23 protein-coding genes and 1 riboswitch are annotated in these 26,934 nt (G+C 60.0%); of the genes, 12 read left to right on the forward strand and 11 right to left on the reverse strand.

What is annotated here, in order from left to right:
* Positions 1-8: 8 nt before the first annotated feature.
* The gene (locus AC0Z4S_RS10405; protein WP_485622914.1) at positions 9-596 is read right to left on the reverse strand and encodes a sigma-E factor negative regulatory protein; all 588 of its coding nucleotides are present in this window, start codon (positions 594-596) and stop codon (positions 9-11) included.
* Between the two features lie 30 nt (positions 597-626).
* A complete protein-coding gene (rpoE, locus tag AC0Z4S_RS10410) occupies positions 627-1,208 on the reverse strand; it encodes an RNA polymerase sigma factor RpoE/AlgU (RefSeq protein ID WP_003172477.1) in 582 nt (193 codons plus the stop codon).
* Positions 1,209-1,764: 556 nt separating this feature from the next.
* Between rpoE and nadB the strand changes: the two genes are divergently transcribed.
* Entirely contained in the window at positions 1,765-3,381 is a 1,617-nt protein-coding gene (gene nadB, locus AC0Z4S_RS10415) for an L-aspartate oxidase (protein WP_485622915.1), read from the forward strand.
* Here nadB and AC0Z4S_RS10420 read toward each other — a convergent pair.
* Both AC0Z4S_RS10420 and AC0Z4S_RS10425 read right to left on the reverse strand, forming a co-directional pair.
* A complete protein-coding gene (locus AC0Z4S_RS10420; protein ID WP_485622917.1) occupies positions 3,350-3,802 on the reverse strand; it encodes a protein YgfX in 453 nt (150 codons plus the stop codon). The genes nadB and AC0Z4S_RS10420 overlap by 32 nt on opposite strands.
* Positions 3,786-4,040: an FAD assembly factor SdhE gene (locus AC0Z4S_RS10425; RefSeq protein ID WP_042608140.1), complete on the reverse strand. Its 255-nt coding sequence runs from the start codon at positions 4,038-4,040 to the stop codon at positions 3,786-3,788. Before AC0Z4S_RS10425 ends, AC0Z4S_RS10420 begins: the two co-directional genes overlap by 17 nt.
* Positions 4,041-4,190: 150 nt before the next feature.
* Here AC0Z4S_RS10425 and ygfZ point away from each other — a divergent pair, with 150 nt between their 5' ends.
* Positions 4,191-5,132: a CAF17-like 4Fe-4S cluster assembly/insertion protein YgfZ gene (gene ygfZ, locus AC0Z4S_RS10430; protein ID WP_485622918.1), complete on the forward strand. Its 942-nt coding sequence runs from the start codon at positions 4,191-4,193 to the stop codon at positions 5,130-5,132.
* A 34-nt stretch (positions 5,133-5,166) separates the two neighbouring features.
* Positions 5,167-5,988, forward strand: coding sequence for an HDOD domain-containing protein (locus AC0Z4S_RS10435; RefSeq protein ID WP_253500073.1), 822 nt, complete (start codon positions 5,167-5,169; stop codon positions 5,986-5,988).
* Between the two features lie 99 nt (positions 5,989-6,087).
* Here the strand turns inward: AC0Z4S_RS10435 and AC0Z4S_RS10440 are convergent, their stop codons facing one another.
* Both AC0Z4S_RS10440 and AC0Z4S_RS10445 read right to left on the reverse strand, forming a co-directional pair.
* Positions 6,088-7,473, reverse strand: coding sequence for a sensor histidine kinase (locus AC0Z4S_RS10440; protein WP_485622920.1), 1,386 nt, complete (start codon positions 7,471-7,473; stop codon positions 6,088-6,090).
* Positions 7,466-8,137 carry a response regulator gene (locus AC0Z4S_RS10445; protein ID WP_253500067.1) on the reverse strand — a complete coding sequence of 224 codons (672 nt, stop codon included), beginning with the start codon at positions 8,135-8,137 and terminating at the stop codon, positions 7,466-7,468. Before AC0Z4S_RS10445 ends, AC0Z4S_RS10440 begins: the two co-directional genes overlap by 8 nt.
* Before the next feature lie 449 nt (positions 8,138-8,586).
* Here AC0Z4S_RS10445 and AC0Z4S_RS10450 point away from each other — a divergent pair, with 449 nt between their 5' ends.
* From AC0Z4S_RS10450 to AC0Z4S_RS10465, 4 genes are read left to right on the forward strand one after another with little or no spacing between them, the layout of a single operon-like run.
* A complete protein-coding gene (locus tag AC0Z4S_RS10450) occupies positions 8,587-9,564 on the forward strand; it encodes a Bug family tripartite tricarboxylate transporter substrate binding protein (RefSeq protein WP_471879130.1) in 978 nt (325 codons plus the stop codon).
* Between the two features lie 56 nt (positions 9,565-9,620).
* A complete protein-coding gene (locus AC0Z4S_RS10455; protein ID WP_039760883.1) occupies positions 9,621-10,079 on the forward strand; it encodes a tripartite tricarboxylate transporter TctB family protein in 459 nt (152 codons plus the stop codon).
* A gap of 1 nt (position 10,080) precedes the next feature.
* Positions 10,081-11,595 carry a tripartite tricarboxylate transporter permease gene (locus AC0Z4S_RS10460; protein ID WP_129998890.1) on the forward strand — a complete coding sequence of 505 codons (1,515 nt, stop codon included), beginning with the start codon at positions 10,081-10,083 and terminating at the stop codon, positions 11,593-11,595.
* Entirely contained in the window at positions 11,588-12,622 is a 1,035-nt protein-coding gene (locus AC0Z4S_RS10465; RefSeq protein WP_253500056.1) for an AbrB family transcriptional regulator, read from the forward strand. The genes AC0Z4S_RS10460 and AC0Z4S_RS10465 overlap by 8 nt, the downstream gene beginning before the upstream one ends.
* Before the next feature lie 119 nt (positions 12,623-12,741).
* Here AC0Z4S_RS10465 and ung read toward each other — a convergent pair whose 3' ends face one another.
* A complete protein-coding gene (gene ung, locus AC0Z4S_RS10470; protein WP_485622922.1) occupies positions 12,742-13,434 on the reverse strand; it encodes a uracil-DNA glycosylase in 693 nt (230 codons plus the stop codon).
* Positions 13,435-13,566: 132 nt separating this feature from the next.
* Here ung and AC0Z4S_RS10475 point away from each other — a divergent pair, with 132 nt between their 5' ends.
* On the forward strand, positions 13,567-14,679 hold the full coding sequence (locus tag AC0Z4S_RS10475) for an enoyl-CoA hydratase/isomerase family protein (RefSeq protein WP_485622923.1): 1,113 nt from the start codon (positions 13,567-13,569) through the stop codon (positions 14,677-14,679).
* Between the two features lie 67 nt (positions 14,680-14,746).
* Here the strand turns inward: AC0Z4S_RS10475 and AC0Z4S_RS10480 are convergent, their stop codons facing one another.
* The 4 genes from AC0Z4S_RS10480 to AC0Z4S_RS10495 form a co-directional block, all read right to left on the reverse strand.
* Positions 14,747-20,278 (reverse strand): calcium-binding protein, encoded by a 5,532-nt coding sequence (locus AC0Z4S_RS10480; RefSeq protein WP_485622924.1) that lies wholly within the window; start codon positions 20,276-20,278, stop codon positions 14,747-14,749.
* 2 nt (positions 20,279-20,280) lie between these two features.
* Positions 20,281-21,135, reverse strand: a complete 855-nt coding sequence (locus tag AC0Z4S_RS10485; RefSeq protein WP_485622925.1) for a hypothetical protein — start codon at positions 21,133-21,135, stop codon at positions 20,281-20,283.
* Between the two features lies 1 nt (position 21,136).
* Positions 21,137-22,381, reverse strand: coding sequence for a glycosyltransferase family 4 protein (locus AC0Z4S_RS10490; protein WP_485622926.1), 1,245 nt, complete (start codon positions 22,379-22,381; stop codon positions 21,137-21,139).
* Between the two features lie 195 nt (positions 22,382-22,576).
* Positions 22,577-22,981: a hypothetical protein gene (locus tag AC0Z4S_RS10495; RefSeq protein ID WP_039760873.1), complete on the reverse strand. Its 405-nt coding sequence runs from the start codon at positions 22,979-22,981 to the stop codon at positions 22,577-22,579.
* 350 nt (positions 22,982-23,331) lie between these two features.
* Positions 23,332-23,432: riboswitch (guanidine-I (ykkC/yxkD leader) on the forward strand.
* Positions 23,433-23,495: 63 nt separating this feature from the next.
* Between AC0Z4S_RS10495 and AC0Z4S_RS10500 the strand changes: the two genes are divergently transcribed.
* The 4 genes from AC0Z4S_RS10500 to AC0Z4S_RS10515 are packed head-to-tail and all read left to right on the forward strand — an operon-like array spanning position 23,496 to position 26,933.
* Entirely contained in the window at positions 23,496-24,563 is a 1,068-nt protein-coding gene (locus AC0Z4S_RS10500; protein WP_485622927.1) for a putative urea ABC transporter substrate-binding protein, read from the forward strand.
* 18 nt (positions 24,564-24,581) lie between these two features.
* Complete coding sequence (locus AC0Z4S_RS10505; RefSeq protein WP_024011982.1) at positions 24,582-25,397, forward strand: ABC transporter permease; 816 nt, start codon at positions 24,582-24,584, stop codon at positions 25,395-25,397.
* Positions 25,394-26,182 carry an ABC transporter ATP-binding protein gene (locus AC0Z4S_RS10510; protein ID WP_485622928.1) on the forward strand — a complete coding sequence of 263 codons (789 nt, stop codon included), beginning with the start codon at positions 25,394-25,396 and terminating at the stop codon, positions 26,180-26,182. The genes AC0Z4S_RS10505 and AC0Z4S_RS10510 overlap by 4 nt, the downstream gene beginning before the upstream one ends.
* Before the next feature lie 25 nt (positions 26,183-26,207).
* Positions 26,208-26,933, forward strand: coding sequence for an urea amidolyase associated protein UAAP1 (locus tag AC0Z4S_RS10515; RefSeq protein ID WP_485623123.1), 726 nt, complete (start codon positions 26,208-26,210; stop codon positions 26,931-26,933).
* Position 26,934: the final 1 nt, after the last annotated feature.

Raw genomic sequence — 26,934 nt, forward strand, 5'->3', positions numbered from 1 at the left:
GATCCTCCTTAACGGTTTTCCAGGCTTGCGGCACGTGCATATGGCAGCGCGCTTTCAGTTCCTTTGAGTGCAGCCTGCTGAGCATGCTGACGCAGATAGCCTGGCAGACGCTGATCGTGCCAGCCTGGCTGTCCTTGCAGAACGCCGTTGGCCATCGGGCCAGCCGCTTCCGAGCTCTCGCTGTAGCCAGCCAGAACCGCCGGACCCTTGACCTGTGGAGTGGCCAAAGTTGGCTGATTCGACTGCTGGGCCAGTTCAACACCGGCGATTTCGTCCTGGTTGTACAGGCGAACACCGGCCAGAACGGCCACGGTTACCGAAGCGGCAACAGCGAGGCGACCCAGATTACGCCATGGGCTGCGGGATACTTTGGGCGGAGCCGTTTCGTCTTCCAGCGCAGCGGACACTGCCGCAGCGATATCCAGACGCGGAAGCAGCAGATCCTTGTGCATGGCTGCCCGAGCGATCTGGTAACGAGCCCAGGTCTCACGGGTATCAACATCATCCAGTGCGCTGAGCACTCGACGCAATTCCAGTTCGTCCGCTTCGTTATCCATCACTGCGGACAGCGATTCCTGCAGGGCTTCACGACTCATGGCGTTCCTCTCTTGGCTGTCGCCGCTGTCTCAGTTTTCCTGCAACAACGGTTGCAGGGCTTTGTCGATGGCCTCCCGAGCGCGGAAAATCCGGGAGCGCACGGTACCCACCGGACACTGCATGACGCTCGCAATGTCCTCGTAACTCAGACCATCGAATTCACGTAAAGTTAAAGCCGTACGCAAATCCTCTGGCAGTTGCTGGATGGTTCGATGGACGGTGCCTTCGATCTCATCCCGCAGCAATGCACGTTCCGGTGATTCGAGATCCTTGAGGCCGTGATCGCCATCGTAGAACTCTGCATCCTCCGAACTTACATCGCTATCCGGCGGCCGGCGGCCGCGGGAAACCAGGTAGTTCTTTGCCGTGTTAATGGCAATACGATACAGCCACGTATAAAACGCACTGTCACCGCGGAAATTTCCAAGTGCCCGATACGCCTTGATAAAGGCTTCCTGAGCAACGTCCTGGGCTTCATGGGTGTCGTGCACAAAACGCACGATCAACCCGAGAATTTTGTGCTGATATTTCAGCACCAGCAGATCGAAAGCTCGCTTGTCGCCACGCTGAACGCGTTCGACCAGCTGCTGATCCTCTTCCTGGGTTAGCATGAACACTCCTCGATAAGCCCGGAGGAGACTTGCATTACTAAACGACCAGACTTGCAAACATAGACTCGGGCTTTTCGCAAAAGTTCTCCCCCTCCAAGCAAGTTTCCTGCGGGCTCTGATTTGGCACGCACGAAAAACGCAGCGCGGGATAAACCGGCTGCGCGAATAATCTTGTTATCGGTTTCGCCGGCAGGAATCCAACCGCAGATTCCGCACTGAAGCCGACACTGTCCCTGGTTTCTGGCACCGTCTATTGATCTTGGCGCTTTGGCAAAAGTTCCAATTATTTATAGCCGTACCCACCTGACATTGCGCAACCATGGGCGGAAAAGTCTGTTTCAGCGCCGATACAGGTGTCTTTTCCCACACACCGGGAAAAAAACTTCCGACGAAGCACAGGGCTTTTTACTGCGCAGTAGTCTCACAATGCCATCTGGGCCCGGCTATTGTGCCGTCCAACCCCTCTATATACTAGTGGGCTGTGTGGCTGTCTTGACTCGCCGATCCAGCTGTCTTGCGCCAACCCCTCCCGGGTCGCTTTGAGCGGAATCCTGAAATGAGCCAACAGTTTCAACACGATGTTCTGGTGATTGGCAGCGGTGCTGCCGGTTTGACTCTCGCGCTGACCTTGCCCGGTCATCTGCGCATTGCCGTATTGAGCAAAGGCGATCTCGCCAACGGTTCGACATTCTGGGCCCAGGGCGGCGTCGCCGCAGTGCTCGACGATACCGATACTGTCGAATCCCACGTCGACGACACCCTCAACGCTGGCGGCGGTTTATGCCATGAAGACGCGGTGCGCTTCACCGTCGAGCACAGCCGCGAAGCCATCCAGTGGCTGATCGACCAGGGCGTGCCGTTCACCCGTGATGAACAGTGCGGTACCGAAGATGGCGGTTTCGAATTTCATCTGACCCGCGAAGGCGGCCACAGCCATCGGCGCATCATCCACGCTGCCGACGCCACCGGCGCTGCGATTTTCAAGACTTTGCTGGCCCAGGCCAAAGAGCGCGCGAACGTTGAACTGCTGGAACAGCGGGTTGCCGTCGATCTGATCACCGAGCGTCGTCTGGGCCTGGACGGCGATCGCTGCCTCGGCGCCTACGTGCTGAACCGCGCCACCGGCGAAGTCGATACTTATGGCGCACGCTTCGTGATCCTCGCCTCGGGCGGAGCCGCCAAAGTCTACCTTTATACCAGCAACCCGGACGGCGCCTGCGGTGACGGCATCGCCATGGCCTGGCGTTCCGGTTGCCGGGTGGCGAACCTGGAATTCAACCAGTTCCACCCGACCTGCCTGTATCACCCGCAAGCCAAGAGTTTCCTGATCACTGAAGCATTGCGTGGCGAAGGCGCGCATCTGAAGCTGCCCAATGGCGAGCGCTTCATGTACCGTTTCGACAAACGCGCCGAGCTGGCGCCTCGCGACATTGTCGCGCGGGCGATCGACCATGAAATGAAGCGTCTGGGCATCGACTGCGTCTATCTCGACATCAGCCACAAGCCCGAATCGTTCGTTAAAAATCACTTCCCGACTGTTTATGAGCGCTGCCTGGGCTTTGGCATCGACATCACCAAACAACCGATACCGGTCGTTCCTGCCGCGCACTACACCTGTGGCGGTGTGATGGTTGATCAGCACGGTCGCACCGACGTGCCCGGGCTCTACGCCATCGGCGAAACCAGCTTCACCGGTCTGCACGGCGCCAACCGCATGGCCAGCAACTCGCTTCTGGAATGCTTCGTCTATGCCCGTTCGGCAGCGACAGACATTCTCGCGCAGCTGGATGATGTCGCGGCGCCAAGCGCCCTGCCCGTCTGGGATGCCAGCCAGGTCACCGACTCGGACGAAGACGTGATCATCGCGCACAACTGGGACGAACTGCGCCGCTTCATGTGGGACTACGTCGGCATTGTGCGCACCAACAAGCGCCTGCAACGGGCGCAACATCGGGTGCGCCTGCTGCTGGACGAGATCGATGAGTTCTACAGCAACTATAAAGTCAGCCGTGACCTGATCGAATTGCGCAATCTCGCACAAGTCGCCGAGTTGATGATCAGCTCAGCCATGGAACGCAAGGAAAGTCGCGGGCTGCATTACACCCTCGACTACCCGGACCTGCTGCCCGAAGCGCTCGACACTATTCTGGTGCCGCCCACCTACGCCGGCTGAACTTGAGCCGCACTCGCAGGCGTCGGTGCAGATCCGCCGCTTGCGAGTCCCGTGGCACGCAGATCGATCTGACCCGCCATTCGCCGCGCAAGCGGAAACGCAGAATCACGATCAACGGCAGCGCCAGGCTGTCCGGGCGCAACTGCGCAGCGTGCCAACCCTTGGCCTGACTCCACACCTGCCAGCCATCGCCGTCGCGTCGTAATCCGCAAAATGCTTGCGGATGGCTCAGCAGAATCTGCCGTGGCAGCACCCAAAAGCCATGCAGCAAACAGCCGAAAACACCAAGCAGACTGGCCCAGAGCGGAATAGACAACAGAAACAAAGAACCCACGGCGAACGCCTGGGCCAACAGATACGCCGCCAGCAACTGCCGTGAGGCATGCCAGCGGCATTCGAACGTATTACTTGGGCTGAACACGATCCAGAATCATCCGGACCATGCGCTGCAGCTCAGGGTCTTCCGACTCGCTGCGCTCCATGAACCAGCCGAACATGTCCTGATCCTCACAGGTCAGCAGACGCACATACAGATCACGATCCACTTGATTGAGGTGCGGATAAACCTCATGCACGAACGGCACCAGCAACACGTCAAGCTCAAGCATCCCGCGACGGCTGTGCCAAAAGAGGCGATTCAGTTCAACTTGTTCGACCATGGAGCCCTCCTCGAATTTGCCGGGCAGTATACAGCCCCGGCGCGGGCCGCACAGTCGGCTTTGGTCGGGCACCCTCGATCCTTTATCAACTACCCATTTCAACCCTGCCCCCTTATGATGTGCCCCAGTCTATTTACCCTGCGATGACCCATGGCCGATTCTGCTTTTTTCTGCACCCTGTCTCATGAAGGCGTACTCGCGGTTCGCGGTGCGGACGCCGGAAAATTCCTGCAAGGCCAGTTGACCTGCAATATCGATTACCTGAGTGACTCCCGCGCCAGCCTCGGCGCCCGCTGCACGCAGAAAGGCCGGATGCAGTCGAGCTTCCGTATCCTGCTGGAAGGTGACGGCGTGGTGATGGCGATGGCCAGCGAGCTGCTCGAGCCACAACTGGCCGACCTGAAAAAGTACGCGGTGTTCTCCAAATCGAAACTGACCGATGAAAGTGCCGCTTGGCTGCGCTTCGGGCTGGAGCATGGCGACGCAGCGCTGACAAGCCTCGGTCTGTCCCTGCCCGCCGAAACCGACAGCGTTGTGCGCAATGAAGGCCTGATTGCAATTCGCGTCTCCCCCGACCGTGCCGAACTCTGGGTGCCAGCCGCTCAGGCGCAAAACATCCAGAGCCAATTGTCCTCGACGCTGCCTGAGGGCGATCTGAATCAATGGCTGCTGGGCCAGATTCGTGCCGGTATCGGACAGGTCATGCCAAGCACCCGCGAGCTGTTCATCCCGCAGATGCTCAATCTGCAGGCGGTCGGCGGCGTGAGTTTCAAGAAAGGCTGCTACACCGGCCAGGAAATCGTCGCGCGCATGCAGTATCTGGGCAAGCTCAAGCGTCGCCTCTACCGCTTGCGCCTCGACGCGGCCGAATTGCCAGAGCCCGGCACCCAGTTGTTTGCCCCAAGCCACAACAGCTCGATCGGCGAAGTGGTGCTGGCGGCCAATGCCGAAGGAAACATTGAACTCCTGGCCGTGTTGCAGGCCGAAGCTGCCGAAGCCGGTAATTTGCATCTGGGCGCCCTCGAAGGCCCCGCGTTGCACGTGCTCGACCTGCCTTACGAACTGGATCGCGACCGCGAAATCCAGCGCTGATCGCAGCATTGTTGCAACACCCTAGAGAGTCCAAATGAGCGAACTGGCGGAAAAGGTCCAACAGGATTTGGTTGCGGCCATCGATAACGATGACCTGGTTCTGCCAACGTTGCCGGAAGTGGCCCTGCAGATTCGCAAGGCCGCCGAGGATCCGGAAATCAGCGTCAGCGATCTGAGCAAAGTCATCGGCCGCGACACTGCACTCTCGGCGCGCCTGATCAAAGTGGTCAACAGCCCACTGCTGCGCGCCGCGCAGGAAGTCACCGACCTGCACACCGCCATCACTCGCCTGGGCATCAACTACAGCAGCAACCTGGCAATCGGTCTGGTCATGGAGCAGATCTTCAATGCCCGCTCCGAAGTGGTCGAACAGAAGATGCGCGACGTCTGGCGCAGTAGCCTGGAGATCGCCGGCGTCAGTTATGCCTTGTGCCGTCGTTACACCCAACTCAAGCCCGATCAGGCAGCACTCGGCGGGCTCGTGCATCAGATTGGCGTGTTGCCGATTCTGACTTACGCCGAAGATCACAATGAACTGCTCTCGGATGCGGTCAGCCTGACCCATGTGATCGAGCAGATTCATCCATTATTGGGCGAGAAGTTGCTGCGGGTCTGGGAGTTTCCCGAGCGCCTGGTGCAATTGCCATTGCTGTACGAGGACTTTCAGCGCGACTCGGCCAAAATCGATTACGTCGATTTGGTGCAAGTTGCGAACCTTTATTGCCGCAAGGGTACCGACCATCCCTTCGCGCGGATTGATCCGCTGAGTGTTCCGGCGTTCAGAAAGCTGGGAATTGATCCGGAGAACAAGCAATTTTGCGCCGATCTGGAAGAATCGCGGTCGATGTTTTACTGATCCACGACCGAGGCGCGTCCTTCGCGAGCAAGCTCGCTCCCACATTGAAAATGCATCGTTCCTGTGGGAGCGAGCTTGCTCGCGAAGAGGACACGCCAATCACCCCGCGATAAAACTCACCCGCACCTTCAACCCCGCCTGCTCGCCATCGTGCAAGGTGATCTGCGCCAGATGCGCACGGCAGATCTCGCCGACAATCGCCAGGCCCAGGCCTGAACCGGCGACTTGCTGATTACGCCGGTAGAACCGCTCGAATACGCGATCGCGCTCTTCCTGCGGAATTCCTGGCCCGTCGTCTTCTACCTCAAGCACCGCCGGTGCCGTCACCCGCAAGATCACATTGCCACCCTTCGGGGTGTGCGCCAGTGCGTTATCGACAAGATTGCTCAACAGTTCGTTGAGCAAGGTCGGTTCGCCACGCAGCCACACCGGCTCATCCGCCTCCAGGGCCAGCGCTACGCCGCGCTTGTGCGCCAGAGGCGCCATGGCCATGCCCAGCTCGCGCGCCAATTGACTCAGATCGAGCAGCTGCGCGCCGCCCTCGGCAATCGCCCGCGCACCGTTTTCGACGCGGGCCAACGACAGCAACTGATTGGCCAGATGGGTCAGGCGATCGGTACTTTGCGCGGATGACTCCAGAGTCGTGCGCCAAGTCTCCGGCTCATTCGAACGCAAGCCCAGTTCCAGCCGCGCTTTCAATGCCGCCAGTGGTGTGCGCAATTCGTGGGCGGCATCGGCGATGAACTGCGCCTGGCGCTCGAACTGGCCGCGCAGGCGCTCGGTGAAATGGTTGAGCGCGCGAACCAACGGCCCCAGCTCATGCTGGACTTCCACCAGCGGCAGAGGCCGCAAGTCGTCCGGCTGACGCTCTTCGACGGCGGTGCGCAAGCGCTCCAGCGGGCGCAGCGCCGCGCTCACCGCAAACCACACCAGCAACAATGCACCCACGGCCAGCATACCCAGGCGCAGCAAGGTATCAGCGGCAAGGCTGCGCGCCATGCTCACCCGCGCTTCGTCGGTTTCGGCCACGCGAATCTCCGCCATGCCGTTCATGTTCGGCTCACTCACGGCTTTGAGCAGGCTGACCACGCGTACGTTCTGGCCGTTGTACTTCGCGTTATAAAAGCGCGCGAGGGCCGGATAGCTGTCAGTTCGCGGCGTACCAGGTGGTGGACCGGGGAGGTTCTCGTAGCCGGATATCAGCTTCTGGTGGATGTCGTTGACCTGATAGTAAATGCGCCCGGCGCTGTCGTAGGCGAAGGTATCCAGTGCCACGTAAGGCACGTCGGCGCTGAGGCTGCCATCGCGCTGCGACAACCCGGCCGCAATGGTCCGTGCCGAGGCCAACAGCGTGCGGTCATACGCGGTGTCGGCGGCTTCGCGACCATTCCAGTAAGCGCTCAAACCACTGGCGAGCATCAACACCACCAGCAACCAACCGAGGTTCCACAGCAACCGCCAGCGCAGGCTGCTGGGCTTATGCATCGCGGCTTTCCAGCAGGTAGCCAAGGCCGCGGAAGGTGACGATGGCCACGGGCTGGCCGTCGAGTTTCTTGCGCAAGCGGTGCACGTAGATTTCGATCGCGTCGGGGCTGGCTTCCTCGTCGAGGCCGAACACCTGCGCGGCCAATTGCTCTTTGCTCATCACCCGCCCCGGCCGCGCGATCAGCGCTTCGAGGACGGCTTGCTCGCGTGAGGTCAGAGTCAGCAGTTCTTCGCCAAGGGTGAAGCGTCGGGTGTCGAGGTCATAGGCCAACACGCCACAGCGCTGCTGGCGCTCGCCGCCCAGCACACTGCGGCGCAGCAAGGCTTTCACCCGCGCTTCCAGTTCCGTCAGTTCAAACGGCTTGGCCAGGTAATCGTCAGCACCGAGATTGAGGCCATGCACGCGGTCTTTCACGTCACTGCGCGCAGTCAGCATCAGCACTGGCAGATTTTTGCCGCGCGCGCGCAGCCGCGCCAGTACCTCGAAACCGTCCAGGCGCGGCAGGCCGACATCGAGAATCGCCACGGCGTATTCCTCACTGCCCAGCGCCAGGTCGGCGGCCACGCCATCGTGCAACACATCCACGGTCAGACCGGTGCTCTTGAGCGCCTGAGCCACGCTTTCGGCCAGTTGCAAATGGTCTTCGACGAGCAGGACACGCATGGATTGTTACCTCGTTAAGGGTTGGCCGACGCCGCGCTTTGCCGCGGAGTTTACAGCCGCAACCGCCGCTGTGAAGCCCGAAAACCGTGAAAGACAACTGAAAGGTTGCTGAAAGGTTAGCCGGTTAGAGTCCGCCCACGGACAGTTTCGACTGTCATCGCTGCTGCCACACAGCGCAACGCAAAACGCCACGAAGCGTTTTCGACCAATAAGAACAATAATCGGAGTACACCCGCATGTCGTCCATGCACGCTCAGGCTTTCTCACAGGCCGACACCCTGCGCTACAACCCCGCCCTCGCCGGTTCTTCCGTGACGGGCCACGCCGTTTTTCCTTCCGATATTCCAGTCAATGCGTCCGCGCAACGAACACCTGCGCCCGCTGCTGAGCAAAGCGTTGCCCTTTGGTAATTCTGCACGTCCATAACAACAACTCCCAAGGAGACTCAGATGAACTTATCACTGCGTAAAGTTGCGCTCGCCGCTGGGGCGATGCTGTTTGCCGGCCAACTGATGGCCGAACCGAAACGCCCGGAATGTATTGCTCCGGCCTCCCCCGGCGGTGGTTTCGACCTGACCTGCAAACTGGTGCAGAGCGCACTGGTCAACCAGAAGCTGTTGAGCAAACCGATGCGCGTGACCTACATGCCCGGCGGTGTCGGCGCGGTGGCGTACAACGCAGTGGTTGCGCAACGTCCCGCGGATGCCGGCACACTGGTCGCCTGGTCCAGCGGTTCGCTGCTGAACCTGGCTCAGGGCAAGTTCGGTCGCTTCGATGAAACCAATGTGCGCTGGCTCGCGGCGGTCGGCACCAGCTACGGCGCCATCGCGGTGAAAAGCGATTCGCCCTACAAGACCCTCGACGATCTCGTGCAGGCGTTGAAGAAAGATCCAGGCTCGGTGGTGATTGGCTCCGGCGGCACCGTCGGCAGTCAGGACTGGATGCAAACTGCATTGATCGCCAAGGCTGCCGGAATCAATCCGCGCGAACTGCGTTACGTGGCACTCGAAGGCGGCGGCGAAATTGCCACTGCCTTGCTCGGCGGTCATATCCAGGTCGGCAGTACCGACATCTCCGACTCCATGCCGCACATCCAGAGCGGTGACATGCGCCTGCTCGCAGTGTTCGCCGACAAGCGTCTCGACGAGCCGGAAATGAAAGACATCCCGACCGCCCGCGAGCAGGGCTACGACATCGTCTGGCCGGTGGTGCGCGGCTTCTACCTCGGGCCGAAAGTCAGCGACGAAGACTACGCCTGGTGGAAAGACGCGTTCGACAAACTGCTGGCCTCCGACGAGTTCGCCACCCTGCGCGATCAGCGTGAACTGTTCCCCTTCGCCATGACCGGCCCGGAACTCGACACCTACGTGAAAAAGCAGGTCGCCGACTACAAAGTGCTGGCCAAAGAGTTCGGCCTGATCCAGTGATCGTCTCTGTCTAGTGGCCGCGCTCCCCGCTTCGGGAGCGCGGCACAGGAGTTCTCATGCTTATTCAACGCATTTTCGCCTCGGTGTTGCTGCTGGTATGTGCCGGTCTGGCACTGATGGCGTGGCCGTACCAGGCGGCTTTTTCCTACGAACCGGTCGGCCCGCGCGCCTTCCCGCTACTGATGCTTGGGCTGATGGGGCTGGCGCTGTTGTACATGGTGTTTCGCCCGGCGCCGATCAAACACAGCGAAGACGAGCCGCCGCTGGACCGCGAAACCCTGACCAAGATTGCTATTTGCGTCGCGCTGTTGCTGGTGTTCGCCGGCCTTTTCGAACCACTGGGTTTCATCCTCAGCAGCATCGTGATCGGCATTCCGATGGCGCGCCTGTACGGCGGGCGCTGGGTGCCGAGCATCGTCGTCACCACGCTGATGGCCATTGGTCTGTACCTGTTGTTCGATCGGGTGATGGAAGTCCCGCTGCCCCTTGGCCTGCTCGACGTGCTGGAGAACTGATATGGATACCCTCGGTTATTTGGGTCAAGGCTTCGGCGTCGCGCTGAGCCCGTACAACCTGGTCACGGCGCTGACCGGCACTTTGATCGGCACCGTCGTCGGCCTGCTGCCGGGCCTCGGCCCGATCAACGGCGTGGCGCTGCTGATCCCGATCGCGTTCGCGCTCGGTTTGCCGCCGGAGTCGGCGCTTATCCTGCTCGCGGCGGTGTACCTGGGCTGCGAATATGGCGGCCGGATCAGCTCGATCCTGCTGAACATTCCCGGCGAAGCTTCCACCGTAATGACCACCCTCGACGGCTACCCGATGGCCCGCCAAGGCATGGCCGGTGTGGCGTTGTCGCTGTCGGCGTGGAGTTCGTTCATCGGCGCGTTCATCGCCACCTGCGGCATGGTCTTGTTTGCGCCGCTGCTGGCGAAGTGGGCGATTGCCTTTGGACCTGCGGAATACTTCGTGCTGATGGTGTTTGCGATCGTCTGTCTCGGCGGCATGGCCGGAGATCGACCGTTGAAGACCTTTATTGCGGCGTTGATCGGCCTGTTCCTGTCCAGCGTCGGCATCGACGCCAACAGCGGCGTGTACCGCTTCACCGGTGACAACATTCACCTGACCGACGGCATTCAATTCGTGGTGCTGGTGCTGGGTCTGTTCTCGATCAGCGAAATTCTCCTGCTGCTGGAGAAAACCCATCGCGGCCAGGAAGCGGTGAAAGCCACCGGGCGCATGATGTTCAACTTCAAGGAGGCGGCGTCGGTGTTCGTAGTGAACATTCGTTGCGGCCTGCTTGGTTTCATCATGGGCGTATTGCCGGGTGCCGGCGCGACGCTGGCCAGTGCCGTGGCCTACATGACCGAGAAGCGCATCGCCGGGGCCAGCGGCAAGTTCGGTCAGGGCGATGCCCGTGGCCTGGCTGCACCGGAAACCGCCATTGGCGCTTCGGCCTGTGGCGCGCTGGTGCCGATGCTGACACTGGGCGTACCGGGCTCGGGCACTACGGCGGTGATGATCGGCGCGCTGTCGCTGTACAACATCACCCCAGGCCCGCTGCTGTTCCAGCAACAACCGGACATCGTCTGGGGCCTGATCGCGTCGTTGTTCATCGCCAACATCATGCTGGTGATCCTCAACATCCCGATGATCCGCATCTTCACGCGCATCCTCGCCGTGCCGAACTGGGCACTGGTGCCGGTCATCGCGATCATCACCGGAATCGGCGTCTACGCCGTTCACGCGACCACTTTCGACCTGTTCCTGATGGTCGGCATCGGCATCTTCGGCTACATCCTGCGCAAGCTCGACTTCCCGTTGTCGCCAGTATTGCTGGGCTTCATCCTCGGCGGTCTGATGGAGCAGAACCTGCGTCGCGCGCTGTCGATCTCCAACGGTGCGCTGGAAATCCTCTGGTCGAGCCCGATCACTTTCGGTGTCTGGGTGCTGACGGCGCTGATGCTGGTGTTCCCGCTGATTCGCATCTGGCGCAAACGCGCGGTCGCTCGCCGCGCCATCGCCGATGTCTGATCGCTCGTCCCTGAAAGCCTGGTGGGGCACCCCGCTGGTCGGTCTGCTGGGTGGTTTCATCGCCAGCCAGATCGGCTGGCCGCTGCCGTGGATGGTCGGCTCGCTGCTGGCGATCATCCTCGTGCGCTGCCTGACCCCGTGGCAACTGGCGGAAATCCCTGGCGGCCGCAAGTGCGGCCAGTGGATCGTCGGCATCGGTATCGGCCTGCACTTCACCCCGCTGGTGATGGAGCAGGTGCTCAGTCATTTCGGTCTGATCTTCTTCGGTGCGCTGGTCACCAGCCTGTCGGCGGTAGTTGGCGTGTGGCTGATGCGCCGCACCGGCGAGGATCGCGCTACCGCATTTTTCTCCAGCATGCCCGGTGGTTCCGGGGAGATGGTCAACCTCGGCGCGCGCAACGGTGCTTTGCTCAGCCACGTGGCCGCGGGGCAAAGTCTGCGGGTGCTGGTGGTGGTGTTGTGTGTGCCAGCGGCGTTCAAATATCTGCTCGGTGACGGCACGCCGATTTCTCACGCCGGCAGCGTCGATTGGCGCTGGCTGGCGATTCTGTTTCCGGCGGGCGCCCTGCTCGCCTGGCTCTGGCAGCGTCTGCGCCAACCCAATCCGTGGCTGTTCGGACCTTTGCTGGTGAGTGCGGCGGTGAGCATCACATGGGATTTGCACATCGGTTTGCCCAACGGCGGCAGCCAGATCGGCCAATGGCTGATTGGCAGCGGCCTGGGCTGCCACTTCAACCGGCAATTCTTCCGTCGCGCGCCGTCCTTTATGGGCCGGACGTTGATCGGCACGGCGCTGACCATGTTGATCGCCTCGCTGGCGGCGCTGGGCTTGAGCGCGCTGACCCATCTGGATCTGCGTTCGCTGACCCTGGGCATGATGCCGGGGGGGATTGCCGAGATGAGCCTGACGGCGGAGACCCTGCAATTGTCGGTGCCACTGGTGACGGCGATGCAGGTGATGCGGTTGTTGTTTGTGCTGTTTCTGGCAGAGCCGTTGTTCAGGTACTGGAATCGTAATCCAGCATGAGTCTTGAGACCGAGTCGCCCCTTTCGCGAGCAAGCTCGCTCCCACATTGGTCAGGTGGAACGCCGCAAAACCAATGTGGGAGCGAGCTTGCTCGCGAAGGGGCCCGCTCAGCCAACCGATCAAATCGGTGGCAAGCGCCAGTCGATCGGTGTTTCGCCATTCTGTTCGAGAAACTTGTTGGTCCGGCTGAAATGCCCACAGCCCAAAAACCCGCGATAGGCCGACAACGGCGACGGATGCACCGAGGTCAGCACCAGGTGCTTGGTGGCGTCGATCAGCTTCTGCTTGCTCTGCGCATGGGCGCCCCAGAGCATGAACACCAGATGCGGCTGCCTTTCGCTGACCACCTCAATGATGCGGTCGGTGAAGTGTTGCCAGCCCTTGTCCTTGTGCGCATTGGCGTTGGCGCGCTCGACGGTCATGGTGGTGTTGAGCAGCAGCACGCCCTGATCGGCCCAGCTCTGCAGGTAGCCATGGTTGGGAATGTCGATATTGAGGTCGCGCTTCAGCTCTTTATAGATGTTGACCAGCGACGGCGGTGCCGGCACGCCCGGTTGCACGGAAAAGCACAAACCATGGGCCTGGCCCGGGCCGTGATACGGATCCTGACCGAGGATCACCACTTTCACCTTGCCCAGGGGCGTGGAGTTCAGCGCATTGAAAATCAACGGCCCGGGCGGGTAGATCTCCTTGCCGGCCGCCCGCTCCTGCTGCAGAAAGCTGCGCAACTCTGCCATATAAGGCTGGTCGAACTCAGCACGCAGTGCCTCCTTCCAGCTCGGTTCGAGTTTGATACGGTCGTCAGCAGTCATGGTCATATCCGGCAAAAACAATGGGGCGAACCCTAGGAAAGCCGACCACGCTTGTCAATTGATCTGACGCAGATCCGGCACTTTCCCACGCAACGATCATACTGATCGTTCAAATTCCTGATCGAGGTCACGATGAATCTGCACTTCGAAGAACTCACCGGCACCGACGGCGCGCGCATCGGCATCGCCAGCCTGGATGCCGAAAAGTCGCTGAACGCCCTGTCTCTGCCGATGATCAACGCCCTCAGCGACAAATTGAAAGTCTGGGCCGATGATCCGCAAATCGTCTGCGTATTGCTGCGCGGCAACGGTGCCAAGGCCTTCTGCGCCGGTGGCGAGGTGCGCAGCCTGGTCGAAGCCTGCCGCGCTCATCCCGGCGAAGTACCGCCACTGGCTGCGCAGTTTTTCAGCGCGGAATATCGTCTGGATTACAGCCTGCATACCTATCCGAAACCGCTGATCTGCTGGGGCCACGGTTACGTGCTGGGCGGCGGCATGGGCCTGTTGCAAGGCGCGAGCACGCGGATCGTCACGCCGAGCAGCCGTCTGGCGATGCCGGAAATCGCCATCGGTCTGTATCCCGATGTTGGCGCCAGTTGGTTCCTCGCCCGGCTGCCGGGCAAGCTCGGCGTGTTCCTCGGCCTGACCGGCGCGCACATCAACGCTCGCGATGCGCTGGATCTGGATCTGGCCGACCGCTTCCTGCTCGACGAACAGCAACCGCAATTGATTGAAGGCTTGCTGCAACTCAACTGGCAGGAACAGACCGCCATGCAGCTCAACAGCCTGCTCAAGGCTCTGCAGCAGGAAGCCATGGCCCAGATGCCCGAAGCGCAGTGGTTGCCGCGTCGCCAGCAGATCGACGAATTGCTCGATGTCAGCGACGTCACCTGCGCCTGGAAAGCCATCAGCCTGCACCGCGACAGCAGCGATCCGTTGATCGCCCGCGCGGCGAAAACCATGGCCGAGGGCTCACCGCTGACCGCGCATCTGGTCTGGGAACAGATCATCCGCGCGCGCCATATGTCGCTGGCCGAAGTATTCCAGATGGAGTACACCCTGAGCCTCAACTGCTGCCGCCACCCGGAATTCAGCGAAGGCGTGCGCGCACGTTTGATCGACAAGGACCAGAAGCCACACTGGCACTGGCCGGATATCAATAACGTGCCGGATGCGGTGGTCGAAGCGCACTTTCATAAAGTCTGGGAGGGGCGCCATCCGTTGGCGGATCTGACCCAGTATTGAGGTGGCGCGTTGCTCGCGATGGCGACTGACTCCCATCGCGAGCTGGCTCAATAGGGCGCCATACGACTCAGACATTCAGCTCGTAAAACTGGATGATTTCCATCATCGCCCGCTGCGCTTCATCGTCGCCCTTTATCAAAATATCCTCGACATCCCTCAGTGGCGGAAGAGGATGCAAACGTTCAGCAATGTGCGTCGCGGTGTAGTCTTGAGTCGCTGTTCCTGCGCTGACTCTTATGAAGCCGATAGCGTTCTCACCTCCGGCAAAATGACTGGAAACCCGAATCTTCGGAGCCATGCCGTAATCCACCACGATCACCAGATCATCGCGCTCACGGTGAAACTTCAAATTATCGATCGTCAGCATGCGCTCGGAAAAATCGATCCCGTCCAAGCCGCCTCCGTTGTTGATGATCACGTCCCTGCCGAGGCCATCGTATCGGTAGATATCATTTCCAGCGCCGCCGGACAGCGTGTCGTTGCCGGGCCCGCCCAACAGCAGATCATCACCGGGGCTGCCCGTGAGCAGGTCATCTCCTTGCATGCCTCGGATCTCCCCCGCGCCGCTTATCGTGTCATTGCCTCGACCACCGACTAACGGCAGCGCCCGCCCGTCTCGCAGAGACGTGAAACGCGTTGAATTGTTAACGGTTACGCCAGTATGAAAAGTGTCGGGCGCGGGGCTCAGCTGACTTGATTCCAAGAGTTGCTTCAAACTTACGACCGCCCCATCGGCGAACTTTACGAGCTCAATCCCGGCCCCCTCGAGTTCACCGTTGAGGGGCAAGACGATGCGGACTTTCTGTGTCCCGCCCCATTGGATATCGAGCGTTGGACAGAGCATTTTCGCCCTCGGCGGATTGCGGTAAGCCCCGCGACCCGGGTTGGGTTCCAGCTCGACATGGGTGGTTTCTATCAACGCAGCACCCCAGCTCAGTTGCAGTGCATCGCGCTGCGCTTGTGCTGGCAGGACGACGGTGTCCTGGTCTATCAGTCCGAACTCGTCTTTCCACCCCGCTGCGCCAACTTCTGCTCGGTGGAAAACCGGGTTGGGTACATCCGCAATCGTGGTGGTCGCTGCGGCGTGCGCTTGGACGATGTAGGTGTCGGCGCCGTCTTCGCCATAGAGCCAATCGTCACCTGAGCCGCTGAGCAGATAGTCGGCGCCCTCGGAGCCCAGCAAGGTATCGTCACCTGCCCCCGCGGATAAAAATGCGCCCGGTGTTCTGTCACCGACAGTGCCGTAGTCGAGTGGGGAGCCTGCATAAGCGACGATCAGATCGTCTCCCGCGCCGCCGTGGAAAACGTTTTCCACTTCGACGTTGACTCGCCCGCCGGCATCGTTGCCATGGACGATTTTGCGTTTGATCGTCGTGCTTTCGACCTCCCAGCGGAATTCCTTGCGCACCGTTCCGGCCGAACCGAAGCTTGCCGCCGGATAGACGTACCAGCCTTCAAGCGCGCCGGATTCCTTTCGGTCTTCAACCAATACATCGCCCGTATTGAATGAAAACCCGTTGGCCGAGCCGGATCGATAATAGCGAGGCGCCTGACTTGAAGAGGCTATCGCTCCCTCGGCTTTCACCTGTTTATGTTCGACCCGCGTTGTGGTTTTCGACTGCCTTTCACTGACCACGGCTTGCCCGCCATCAGCTTTCATCCACTGCGGCGTTTCAGACAGTGATCCTGCTTCGACGCGGTCATCGATCAGTTCAGTGAGAGTGCTGTAACCGGTGTCGCTGGTGGTGATATGACTGCGATCCCAGACACCTCGATCATTCAAGGTAAAACCTGTGGCGTGTTTGCGGGCGGAGCGTTTTGACTTGCTTTGCGCGAGGAATTCCTCGGTCCAGTCAACCGCCTGAACAGCTGCCTCTGGGCGTTGCGCCGAAGCGGTTACATCGTCTGGCTGAACCGGAACCTCAACTTTGCTTTCAGGGGTTCCTGGGGTGGTTCCACGTTCAGGCACGGGTGACTCGGGCACCGCCATCGGAGGCAATGTCATGAGCAAGACATCGTCATAACCCAATACCACGCCGTCGCTGAAACTGAAGGTGGAGTCCTTCCACTTCTCGTAATTCTTGATGAGTATCGCGTCACCCGTGCCATTGGCCAGTCGCAACACCGGGCCGACGGAAACTTCGATAACGTCGGCCTTCAGGCTTTGCGCGGAAAACCCTGCACCGAACCTGATGATGTTGCTGCCACCCGAATCGGTCACGATATCCAGGCCATCGCCAGCACCGAAATAATAGATGTCAGCACCGTCCAGCCCGTCCAACACGTCATCACCGGGACCGCCATCAAACACGTTGTCGCCGGAATCGCCGCGAAGGTAGTCCGCCCCTTCCCCGCCCATCAAGGTGTCGTTGCCACCGCCTCCGAGCAGCGTGTCGTTGCCTGAACCACCGTCCAGATAATCGGGATTCTGCTCGGTCTCAGCGCTGTTTTCGTAATCGCCGGCCAACATGTCGTCACCCGCGCCGCCGTACAGTGTGTCGGCACCGAAGCCACCCTGTAACGTATCGTTTCCTTCACCGCCCTGAAGCACGTCATTGTTGATTCCGCCCGGTTGCAGGTCGGACACGTCGCCATCCAGAAAATCGGCCCCTGCGCCACCCGCCAGCGTATCCGCACCGCCCATGCCGCGCAGGGTGTCGTTCCCCGCACCGCCATCGAGAAAGTCGTTACCGTGATAACCAACAGGATGGTCAGGGCTATCGCCAATCAGATCGTCGTTACCTTCGCCGCCGAAGAGCAAATCATCGCCACCGCCGCCCCAGAGCTTGTCATCGCCGGCACCACCGTCCAACAGATCATCGCCAAAAAAATGCGCGGCATTACCGTCGACGCCGTCCACTACGTCGTCATCACCCTGCAAAGTGTCGTTGCCAGGGCCGCCATATAGTGCGTCGCTGCCACCGTTACCGGCGAGCCAGTCGTCACCGCTACCGCCGTCCAGCACATCGTTGCCATGGTGTCTGCTGGGCAGGCCACCGCCCCAATCGAGGTTGTCACCGAGCATCGTGTCGTTGCCGCTGCCACCGGCCAGTGTGTCGTTACCTTGCTCGCCTTCGAGCAAATCGTCGTCAGCTCCACCGTCAAGCAGGTCTTCACCCCAGCCGCCGTTGATGAAGTCCTTGCCGCCCTGCCCATACAGCACGTCATCACCGCCCTCGGACGCACTGTTTATCGAGGCCTTTGAATAGACCGTTCGATGACTGGTGACACCGCCAGCTATGGGGACGTCAGCGCGCTTGACCGCCCAACCCTGCTCCAGCGCACCGGTGGTTTCGTCTCCGGATAAAACGTCGTCGCCAGCGCCACCGATCAAGGTATCCCGGTCATTGCCACCGAGCAGAACGTCTCGCGATGCCGTGCCGATGAGCAAATCGTCACCTTGCCCGCCATCGAGCCAGTCGCCGCGACTTGCCTTGCCCTTGGCATCACCGTCGGCCATGGCCCTTTCGAGCGTCGTCTCTTTGTCGCCGAATAATCGATCGTCTCCAGCCTTGCCGAACAATCGATCAGAGCCACCCAGGCCAAGAATGACGTCGTCGGCGGCGGAACCGTAAAGTACGTCGGCCTTGTTGCGCTGTTTGACCTTGGGCAGCAGCACAACGTTGCCCAGCTCATCAAAGGAAGGTTGATCGCCTGGGACAGTGGGATCAGCGTCTTTGGCTTTCCAGTCGCCCTGGAGCGTGAGATTCGCAACGGTGAGCGGCTGCCCCTCATATTCAGGGAGGCGGATGCCAAGCATCCCCGGCTGGAAGTTCTTGATCACCACCAGATCGCTCTGGCCGTATTTGATGTTGAGCGTATTTTCAATAAGCGTCAGGGTGACGGACTGATCCTCGGTAGACCAGATATTGCTCAAAGGCGTGCGGCGCTTTAGCGAGGGAATCGGCGCGCCGTTGATCCACAGCTGCCCGTTTACGTTGGCATCGAAAATCTCATCGATGCCATCGCCGCTGGAGAACTCGTAGCGATCGCTGCCCTCGCCTCCGAACAAAGTGTCGTTGCCCTTTCCTCCGATCAGCACATCATCACCGGCCATTGCGTACAGCGCATCATTGCCGTCGCCTCCGCTCAGCGAGTCATTACCGCGACCGCCTTCAATGACATCGTTACCCGCCAAGCCGTCGATCGAGTCGTTGCCCACGCCGCCATACAGATGATCGGCATTGGTGCCGCCGGCGAAAGAGCGCCCTCCGTCATCACCGAACATGGCCAACGGGTTCAACACTCCGGTGGTCATCGGCGCCTGTCTGCCTGAGGCGAGATCGGAGTAGGAAAACTTCTGCAGCGAGTGTTCGCCAAACGAGCCCTGGGTCCGGGCAATCAACCGCGCCAGCATCTGCACACGATCCGCCAGCCACTGCGTGGTGATAAAGCCTTCGCCAGTGTGCGGATCGTAAAGCTCGAGGTTGCGATCGGGATAACCGTCGGCTCGTTCTATGACGACTTCACTGAGTTGCTGCAAAGAGTTGCGCAACGCCACACCGAGCGGCGTCGCCTCGCCTGCCAGTTTCGCCCATGCATTGGCATTGCCGAACTCGCCTATTGTCCGGGTGACGATGCTTTGTGACTGCTCTGGGGAGAATGCCGAGAAGAAGGCGTAAGCGTTGCTGGCGAAGGTGTCGTTGGTGGTGGGTATGGCAGCAGAATCGCCGTCGTAAGTGCGCTTGAACATGTCGAGAAATTCGTTCTGGCCGTAGCGCAAGATCAGCTCGACCACGGCGGCAACAGGCGTGCCTTTGACTACATGCTGAATCAGCGGATTCACACTGCCACTGGCCAGCGCGATGTTGATTTGTTCCGGCACCACTGAAAGCAGACTTTGCAGTGGATTGACGCCGAAATTACTGATCGCCGCTCGCAGGCCGACGCTGTAGGAATCGATGGCGAAGAGGATATTTTTATAGTCGTCGAGCCGGTTGGGTTTTACCTGAAAGGGTGGTCCGCCATCTTCCCCGTTCGAATCACCGGCGCAGATCAACCGCCAGGTTTCATAGGGAGGCTTTCCACCTAACAGGCTGAACCCGACCGTCCCGGACCAGCCGGCGTTTCGCTTGACGGCCGTGTCGTCCTCCCCGCAAACCTCCTTGAACAGTGCCTCGCCAATCGCGCTGGCGTCGATTTCAGCGATCTGGCTGATTGACGGAACCGTCCATGGGGCGAGTTGACCGGCAAGGGATCCGTTGATCAGGGTATTGATGAAATTGACGGCAACCTGGTTGGATGAAAGCTGCATCAGGTCTTCACTGAAAACCTTGTTCAGTCTGAGTTCACCTTGCCGCGAGGTGTAACCGCGAATCAGGGCGGAGTAGGCACCGTTTCCACCATTTGCATCGATGGCCACGGCAAGCCAGAGCCTAGCGTTTTTCAGCACTTCTCCAGCTTCTTTATCGACAGCGAAAACCTCAGAAACTTTTTCGCCAATAATATCGAACAGCTTTTGGTACAGGGGTGCGCAGCTTGCCCCTGCTAATTTCAGTGCATCATATTGAATCTGTTTTGAGCGCAGCCTCATTCCTTTGCAAATATTGGCTGCGTTGAAAATTTCTGATTTTTCCATATCGCTAAAAACATAACTCATTGTTACTTCCTTGTAATAACAGAGCGTGAAAGATAATCACTGAGATACTTGAGCATCTCAGGTGCTTCGCGTAATGACGCTAGTCCGAGACCTACGCTACCGTGCCCCCCAGCAAAGTCGAAGTTATCCAGATTGATAGTGCAGAAGAAATTCAATTTGCCGAAATCAAGATTTTCCAATTCAGTTCTGCTGAACCTTGCCAGTTTCTCGTCAGTCAGTTGTTCCTCCGAAGCCGGACGAATCAGTCCATCACAGTTGATCAACCGAGGGGTCCCATCTCGCCGCGGCCAGCCAGTAATGACAAACGTTCTAACCGAATCTTCATTCTTGAAATGCGGCGGAGGTGCATCCAGCCAAATCTCCAGCCCCGGATAATTCTTCAGTTTCACAATCAACTCATCCGGCCAGTTGACGTGCCGATAACCCCGTTCATGGGGCTCGGTAGTTTCTTTTCTGGTAAAAAGTCCGGCATTCAATTTATAGAGCCGCCAACTTTTGGGGATCGATTCTGCGCGCTGATCCTGGTACCGGTGCAGCCCCGTTCCTGTCCACCAGAAAAGCCCCTTGAGAGCAATTGCCAGGCATGCTTTTTTATTCACCAACTCAGGCATGCCAACGTAAAACTCAGGGACTAGCGTCTTATCTATATAGGCGCCGCCTAATATCGGCACTTGCTTCATGCTCGCCAGCTTATTCTGACAGGCTTTCTCGTCTGCCTGGTGAATAGCCGCCGACTGGGCCGACTGTTCTTTGCGAATATAAAATTCCGCTACGCAATAACAGACATAAAAGAACAACCCATACTTCAATATCCTTTTAAACCACTTGATCGCCTGCTTACGCGACTTCCTGGACATTTCAAACCTCCCGACCAAGCTGCGGGACGGTTGATTTATCGCTATGCCCGGACATCGCGCCTTCAAAAATCTCAAAGTATTGGCGCACGCCCGATCTCACACTAAAGCGACCTGCCGTCAACTTCGCAGCGTCGGCAAGAGCTTCGTACTCTCCCGCCGACTTCAAAACCTTGCATACACTTCTGGCAATTCCTTGATGGTCGAAGAAATCCACCAACACGCCATTAACTCCATCAGCGATCACTTCCGTTACCGGAGCCGTATCCGACGCAACGACCACACATCCAGACGCCATCGCCTCCAGTAACGACCACGACAAGACAAACGGATACGTCAGATAAACATGGACTTTCGAGCACTCAAGAACCGCCCGGTAAGTCTGGTAAGGAAGTTTCCCCGTGAAATGCACTCTGGAGTGATCGAAACTGACCTCCGCCTCCATCCTGCCGCGCCAATTCGGATACCCAATCGGCTTGCTGCCATAACTGACGTCATCACCGCCAACCACGATGATCTGCGCATCCGGGCACTCAGCCTGAATATGCGGGATCGCTCGCATAAAACTGTGAAACCCGCGATAAGGCTCAAGGTTTCTGGCGACATAGGTAACGATCGGCTGTCCGGCGCTCAGCTCGACTCCATTGGGCAACCTGACAGCCCCGATTTTCGTCAGGTCTGAACTTTGAATGACACCTTCGTGAATGACCCGGATTGCCGACCGGTAAGCCGCCGGGAAAAGGCTGCGCTGCCACTGCGTAGGCGCGATGGCGATATCGCATTGCTCAAGGTTCAAAAGATGCAGCGAATTGAGCACTCGCAGCCTTGCTGACTCCCTCGTGGCTCGAGGGAATTCAGGGTCGAAGCCGGAATCGGCGCCCTGCGCTCGATAGTAATACTCACAATAGTGAATCAGCGGCGTATCGGGATAGACGTCCTTGGCGAACAGCGTTTCTCCCCATCCGGGATGACCAAGAATGACATCTGGCTGATACCCCGAACGTTTCAGCCTGCTCAGAATTTCAAAAACCTTCTGCCCGTCGATCACTGCTTGTTCGTAGCGGATCAGATAGGGGTGAATATGGCGGGGGGATCGGCTGGTCGCTCGATATCGATGAATTTTCACCCCGGCGACGCCTGGCGCCGTGTCCCGGCCTATCGCCACAACCTCGTCACGCCGGGCCAGCGCCGCCAGCACCACATGGCGGAACTGGCCGGGAAAATTTTGGTGGAGAACCAGAAGCTTCATAGCGCTAACGTCCATTTATCGCCGCTATTGAGCTGAGGATCTCTCGTGTCGTTCGGCATCCACAAACGCTAACAAATGCCAGCAAATGAAAATGTAGGACGCTTCCGGGAATGTCCTCGGAGAAGGCAAACGGAACGACTTTTCGACGGGCAAAAAAAAGCGGCGCTCTAAGCGCCGCTTGTTCGTTGCGGTGATTTACCAGCGGTTGCCACGGCCGTTGTAATCACGGCGACCGCTGTGGCGGTCGTAGTTGCCGCGGCCACGGTGATCGTTGTCCCAACCGCCGCGACGGTGGCCGTCCCAGCGTCCGCGATCATTGCCGTGCCAGCGACGGCTTTCGTAATAACGCGGGGCCGGTTGATAGTGACGCGGTGCCTGGTAGTAACGCGGTTGCTGGTAGTAGCGCGGCGCTGGCTGGTAGTAGCGCGGCTGCGTGTAATAGGTGCCACCGCTGCGGTAATAAGAGCCGCCACCGCTGTAATAGGCCGGTGCGGGTGATGTGTAGACCTCTGACCTGTAGTAGCTGTCTCCGTATGAATAGGGGACGCATCCGCCAAGGGAAAAAAGCATCACGGCAAGCAGTACGATTCGGCGATACATGGCGGCCTCCTGGACCGCGGGTTGGCCACACCAGCGACGCTGGCAGGCGACAGTCACTAATTCGGTGACTGTCGAAAAATCAGACAGCGATTTCCGAATCTGGTGCGTTCCTGCAACAAGTTGAAACAAGTGATTATGAAATCCTCTTTACCCTCGAATGACCGCTCGGTTCGACACCCGCCACGCTGCATGACGGTGCAATCGCGCACCACTCCGATGCGTGGTCGATCGCCCCGCTCGCGTCCGCAACCCGGCAGATCCCCGCGCCAGAGGGCTCGGCCCGACTTGGCACGCCTCTCGCTTTAACAAACCCGTGCAGGAGTCATCACAGGTTCGCGGCACCACAATTTGCAATGGCTGACTAGGGTTCCGGCTCGCAAGCGCGAGTGGCTGGTCCGAGAGTTGGCGACCTCCAGTTGAGGTTACACGGCGGGACAAAAGCCCGGGAGACAAGCCACCGTTCGCGGTGCCGCGTTGCCTTCCTGTCCGCCCTCGATCAACTGGAGAATCCGCAATGATCCGACTAAGTTTCCCCGCCCTGCTCGCCGCCGCCTTCGCCGCGCTCATCAGCACGCAATCTTCCGCCGCCCAGAAAGATCACTTCAGCGTGTGCTGGACGATCTACGCCGGCTGGATGCCATGGGAATACGCCGGCAGCCAGGGCATCGTCGATAAATGGGCGAAGAAATACGGGATCAAGATCGCCGTCGTTCAGCTCAACGATTACGTCGAATCGATCAACCAGTACACCGCCGGCCAGTTCGACGGCTGCACCATGACCAACATGGATGCGCTGACCATTCCGGCTGCCGGTGGCGTCGACAGCACCGCGCTGATCGTCAGTGATTTCTCCAACGGCAACGACGGCATCGTGCTCAAGGGCGAAGGTAAAAAAGTCGCCGATCTGAAAGGCATGGACGTCAATCTGGTCGAGCTGTCGGTCTCCCATTACCTGCTGGCCCGGGCGCTGGACTCGGTGGACCTGACCGAGAAAGACCTGAAAGTGGTCAACACCTCCGACGCCGACATTGCCGCCGCGTTCAACACCGCCGACGTCAACGCCGTGACCACCTGGAACCCGATGCTCTCGGATATCAAAGCCAGACCCGGCGTCACCGAAGTGTTCAACTCCAGCCAGATTCCGGGCGAGATCATGGACATGATGGTGGTCAACAGCGCCACCCTCAAAGACAACCCGGCGCTGGGCAAAGCGCTGACCGGGGCGTGGTTCGAAGTGGTCGCTTTGATGAACGCGAAAACTGCCGCGAGCAAAGCCGCGCTGGAACACATGGCCAAGGCTTCGGGCACCGATCTCGCCGGATTCCAGGCGCAACTGGACACCACCAGACTGTTCGCCACGCCGAGCGAAGCGCTGACTTTCGCCACCAGCAAACAACTGCCCGACACCATGCGCAAGGTCGCCGAATTTTCCTTCGAACACGGCCTGCTCGGCGAAGGCGCGAAAGACCCGAGCGCGGTCGGCATGTCCTTCGCCAACGGCGTGACCAGCGGCGACAGCGCCAATCTGAAGCTGCGTTTCAACCCGACTTACGTGCAGATGGCCGCCGACGCCAAGCTGTAAGCCACGGAGGATTTGGCCATGCGCCTGATCAATCGCCACCCCGATCGCCCGAGTCGCCTGTTGCTGGTGATCCTGCCGTTCGCGCTTGTGCTGTTCGCCTACTTCACCGGCTCGGCCGAGCGCCTGGCGGACAACCCCAACGACAAACTGCTGCCCAGCGCCGTACAGATGAGTGACGCAGTGAAACGCCTGGCCTTCAACGCCGACAGCCGCACCGGTGAATACCTGTTGTGGCAAGACACCGCGTCGAGTCTGCGCCGTTTGGCCATCGGCCTCGGCATCGCGGCGCTGGCGGGTCTTTGCCTCGGTATTGCGGCAGGCACCCTGCCGCTGTTCGGCGCGCCGTTGTCGCCACTGCTGACGGTGCTGTCGATGGTGCCGCCGCTGGCGATCCTGCCGATTCTGTTCATCGTCTTCGGCCTGGGCGAGTTGTCGAAGGTCATGCTGATTGTGATCGGCATCACCCCGGCGCTGGCGCGGGACCTGGAACAACGCGCCCGCGACATTCCGGTCGAGCTGTTGATCAAGGCGCAGACCCTCGGCGCCTCGACCTGGACGCTGATGCTGCGCGTGGTCCTGCCGCAGTTGTTGCCGCGCTTGCTGATCTCGCTGCGTTTGATGCTTGGCTCAGCGTGGCTTTTCCTGATTGCCGCCGAAGCGATCGCTTCCACCGATGGCCTCGGCTACCGGATCTTTCTGGTGCGGCGCTACCTGGCCATGGACGTAATCCTGCCCTATGTGGTGTGGATCACCCTGCTCGCCTGGCTGATGGACTGGGGCTTGAAACAGCTGACCCAGCGCGCTTTCCCTTGGTACGAGGGAGCAGCGAAATGAGCTTCATCACCGTAAAAAACGTCTGGCAGCAGTACGCCGATCAAGTGGTTCTGGAAGGCTTGAACCTGAGCGTCAACGAAGGCGAGTTCTGCACCCTGGTCGGCGCCTCCGGTTGCGGCAAATCGACCTTCCTGCGCCTGCTGCTCGGCCAGGAAACCGCCAGTCGCGGGGAGATTCTGCTCGACGGCCAGCCCTTGGCCGGCGAACCGGATGCGAGCCGTGGCGTGGTCTTTCAGCGCTACTCGGTGTTCCCGCATCTGAGCGTGCTCGACAACGTCGCCCTCGGTCTCGAATTGCCGCGGGCGCCGTTGCTTGGCCGGCTGTTCGGCAGCGCTAAACGCGAGGCCCGCGAACAGGCAGCGACGCTGCTGAGCAAAGTCGGCCTCGGCCATGCGCTGGACAAGTATCCGGCGCAGCTGTCCGGCGGCATGCAGCAACGTTTGGCCATTGCCCAGGCGCTGATCATGAAGCCGCGCGTGTTGCTGCTCGACGAGCCGTTTGGCGCACTCGATCCGGGCATCCGCAAAGACATGCATGCGCTGCTGCTGGAGCTCTGGCGCGAGACGCAACTGACGGTGTTCATGGTCACCCACGACCTGTCCGAAGGCTTCAGCCTCGGCACGCGCCTGCTGGTGTTCGACAAGGTGCGCCTCGACCCGCACGCCCCCGGCGCCTATGGCGCCCGCATCACCTACGACATTCCGTTGAACAGCGACCGCCGCGCCCAGCGCGCCGCCGTCGAGGCCTTGCCGCTGCCGCTGGCGGGCACCCTTCGCACTGCTTGAGAGGACTGCTTTGATGAACACGCCGATGACCGATTCGACCCAACTGTTTCCACCCTTCGCCGAAGAATTGCTGCCGGGCGGCGGCCACCGTTCGTTCGTGCTCAAGCGCGGCCAATTGCTGCGCCTGACCGACCTGCGCGGCGGCGCCAATGTCAGCCTGACCTTGCTCAATGCCCATGAAAAAACCGAGCGGCTGAACCTGCCCGACAGCCTCAAATGCCAACACACCGCCAAGCTCACTGCCGGCCACTGCCTGTACTCGGACATGGGCCGCGTACTCGCCGCGATCACCGCCGACACCTGCGGTTGGAGCGACAGCCTCGGCGGTGTGCTCTGCGCACAGGAAGTCGCAGAAAAGTACGGTCAGGGCCGCTACCAGGAATTGCGCAACGGCTTCTTTCGCAATGGCACCGACAACCTGCTGGTAGAGCTCGGCAAGTGGGGCCTGGGCCTGTCCGATCTGCTGATGACCCTCAATCTGTTCAGCCGCGTGAACGTCGATGAGGCCGGGCGTTTCCACTTCGTCGAAGGCAACTCGAACGCCGGTGACTACATCGAGTTGTATGCGCCGATGGACACCCTGGTGGTGCTCACCGCCCTGCAACATCCGATGGACCCGTCACCCGAATACGCCCCGAAACCCCTGAAGCTGAGCTGGATGAACGCCGATGCCAGCGTCGCCGAGCACTGCCGCACCTCGCGCCCGGAGAACGAGCGCGGCTTCATCAACACCGACCGTTTGTTCGCCTGAG

It is taken from the genome of Pseudomonas sp. 1L-B-1-E-C1 (assembly GCF_057291835.1).

Excerpts from the sequence above, each read along its gene's own strand:
- AC0Z4S_RS10405 (WP_485622914.1), bottom strand. The coding sequence starts at position 596 with ATGAGTCGTGAAGCCCTGCAGGAATCGCTGTCCGCAGTGATGGATAAC.
- rpoE (WP_003172477.1), bottom strand. The coding sequence starts at position 1,208 with ATGCTAACCCAGGAAGAGGATCAGCAGCTGGTCGAACGCGTTCAGCGT.
- nadB (WP_485622915.1), top strand. The coding sequence starts at position 1,765 with ATGAGCCAACAGTTTCAACACGATGTTCTGGTGATTGGCAGCGGTGCT.
- AC0Z4S_RS10425 (WP_042608140.1), bottom strand. The coding sequence starts at position 4,040 with ATGGTCGAACAAGTTGAACTGAATCGCCTCTTTTGGCACAGCCGTCGC.
- ygfZ (WP_485622918.1), top strand. The coding sequence starts at position 4,191 with ATGGCCGATTCTGCTTTTTTCTGCACCCTGTCTCATGAAGGCGTACTC.
- AC0Z4S_RS10435 (WP_253500073.1), top strand. The coding sequence starts at position 5,167 with ATGAGCGAACTGGCGGAAAAGGTCCAACAGGATTTGGTTGCGGCCATC.
- AC0Z4S_RS10440 (WP_485622920.1), bottom strand. The coding sequence starts at position 7,473 with ATGCATAAGCCCAGCAGCCTGCGCTGGCGGTTGCTGTGGAACCTCGGT.
- AC0Z4S_RS10445 (WP_253500067.1), bottom strand. The coding sequence starts at position 8,137 with ATGCGTGTCCTGCTCGTCGAAGACCATTTGCAACTGGCCGAAAGCGTG.
- AC0Z4S_RS10450 (WP_471879130.1), top strand. The coding sequence starts at position 8,587 with ATGAACTTATCACTGCGTAAAGTTGCGCTCGCCGCTGGGGCGATGCTG.
- AC0Z4S_RS10455 (WP_039760883.1), top strand. The coding sequence starts at position 9,621 with ATGCTTATTCAACGCATTTTCGCCTCGGTGTTGCTGCTGGTATGTGCC.
- AC0Z4S_RS10460 (WP_129998890.1), top strand. The coding sequence starts at position 10,081 with ATGGATACCCTCGGTTATTTGGGTCAAGGCTTCGGCGTCGCGCTGAGC.
- AC0Z4S_RS10465 (WP_253500056.1), top strand. The coding sequence starts at position 11,588 with ATGTCTGATCGCTCGTCCCTGAAAGCCTGGTGGGGCACCCCGCTGGTC.
- ung (WP_485622922.1), bottom strand. The coding sequence starts at position 13,434 with ATGACTGCTGACGACCGTATCAAACTCGAACCGAGCTGGAAGGAGGCA.
- AC0Z4S_RS10475 (WP_485622923.1), top strand. The coding sequence starts at position 13,567 with ATGAATCTGCACTTCGAAGAACTCACCGGCACCGACGGCGCGCGCATC.
- AC0Z4S_RS10480 (WP_485622924.1), bottom strand. The coding sequence starts at position 20,278 with ATGAGTTATGTTTTTAGCGATATGGAAAAATCAGAAATTTTCAACGCA.
- AC0Z4S_RS10485 (WP_485622925.1), bottom strand. The coding sequence starts at position 21,135 with ATGTCCAGGAAGTCGCGTAAGCAGGCGATCAAGTGGTTTAAAAGGATA.
- AC0Z4S_RS10490 (WP_485622926.1), bottom strand. The coding sequence starts at position 22,381 with ATGAAGCTTCTGGTTCTCCACCAAAATTTTCCCGGCCAGTTCCGCCAT.
- AC0Z4S_RS10495 (WP_039760873.1), bottom strand. The coding sequence starts at position 22,981 with ATGTATCGCCGAATCGTACTGCTTGCCGTGATGCTTTTTTCCCTTGGC.
- AC0Z4S_RS10500 (WP_485622927.1), top strand. The coding sequence starts at position 23,496 with ATGATCCGACTAAGTTTCCCCGCCCTGCTCGCCGCCGCCTTCGCCGCG.
- AC0Z4S_RS10505 (WP_024011982.1), top strand. The coding sequence starts at position 24,582 with ATGCGCCTGATCAATCGCCACCCCGATCGCCCGAGTCGCCTGTTGCTG.
- AC0Z4S_RS10510 (WP_485622928.1), top strand. The coding sequence starts at position 25,394 with ATGAGCTTCATCACCGTAAAAAACGTCTGGCAGCAGTACGCCGATCAA.
- AC0Z4S_RS10515 (WP_485623123.1), top strand. The coding sequence starts at position 26,208 with ATGACCGATTCGACCCAACTGTTTCCACCCTTCGCCGAAGAATTGCTG.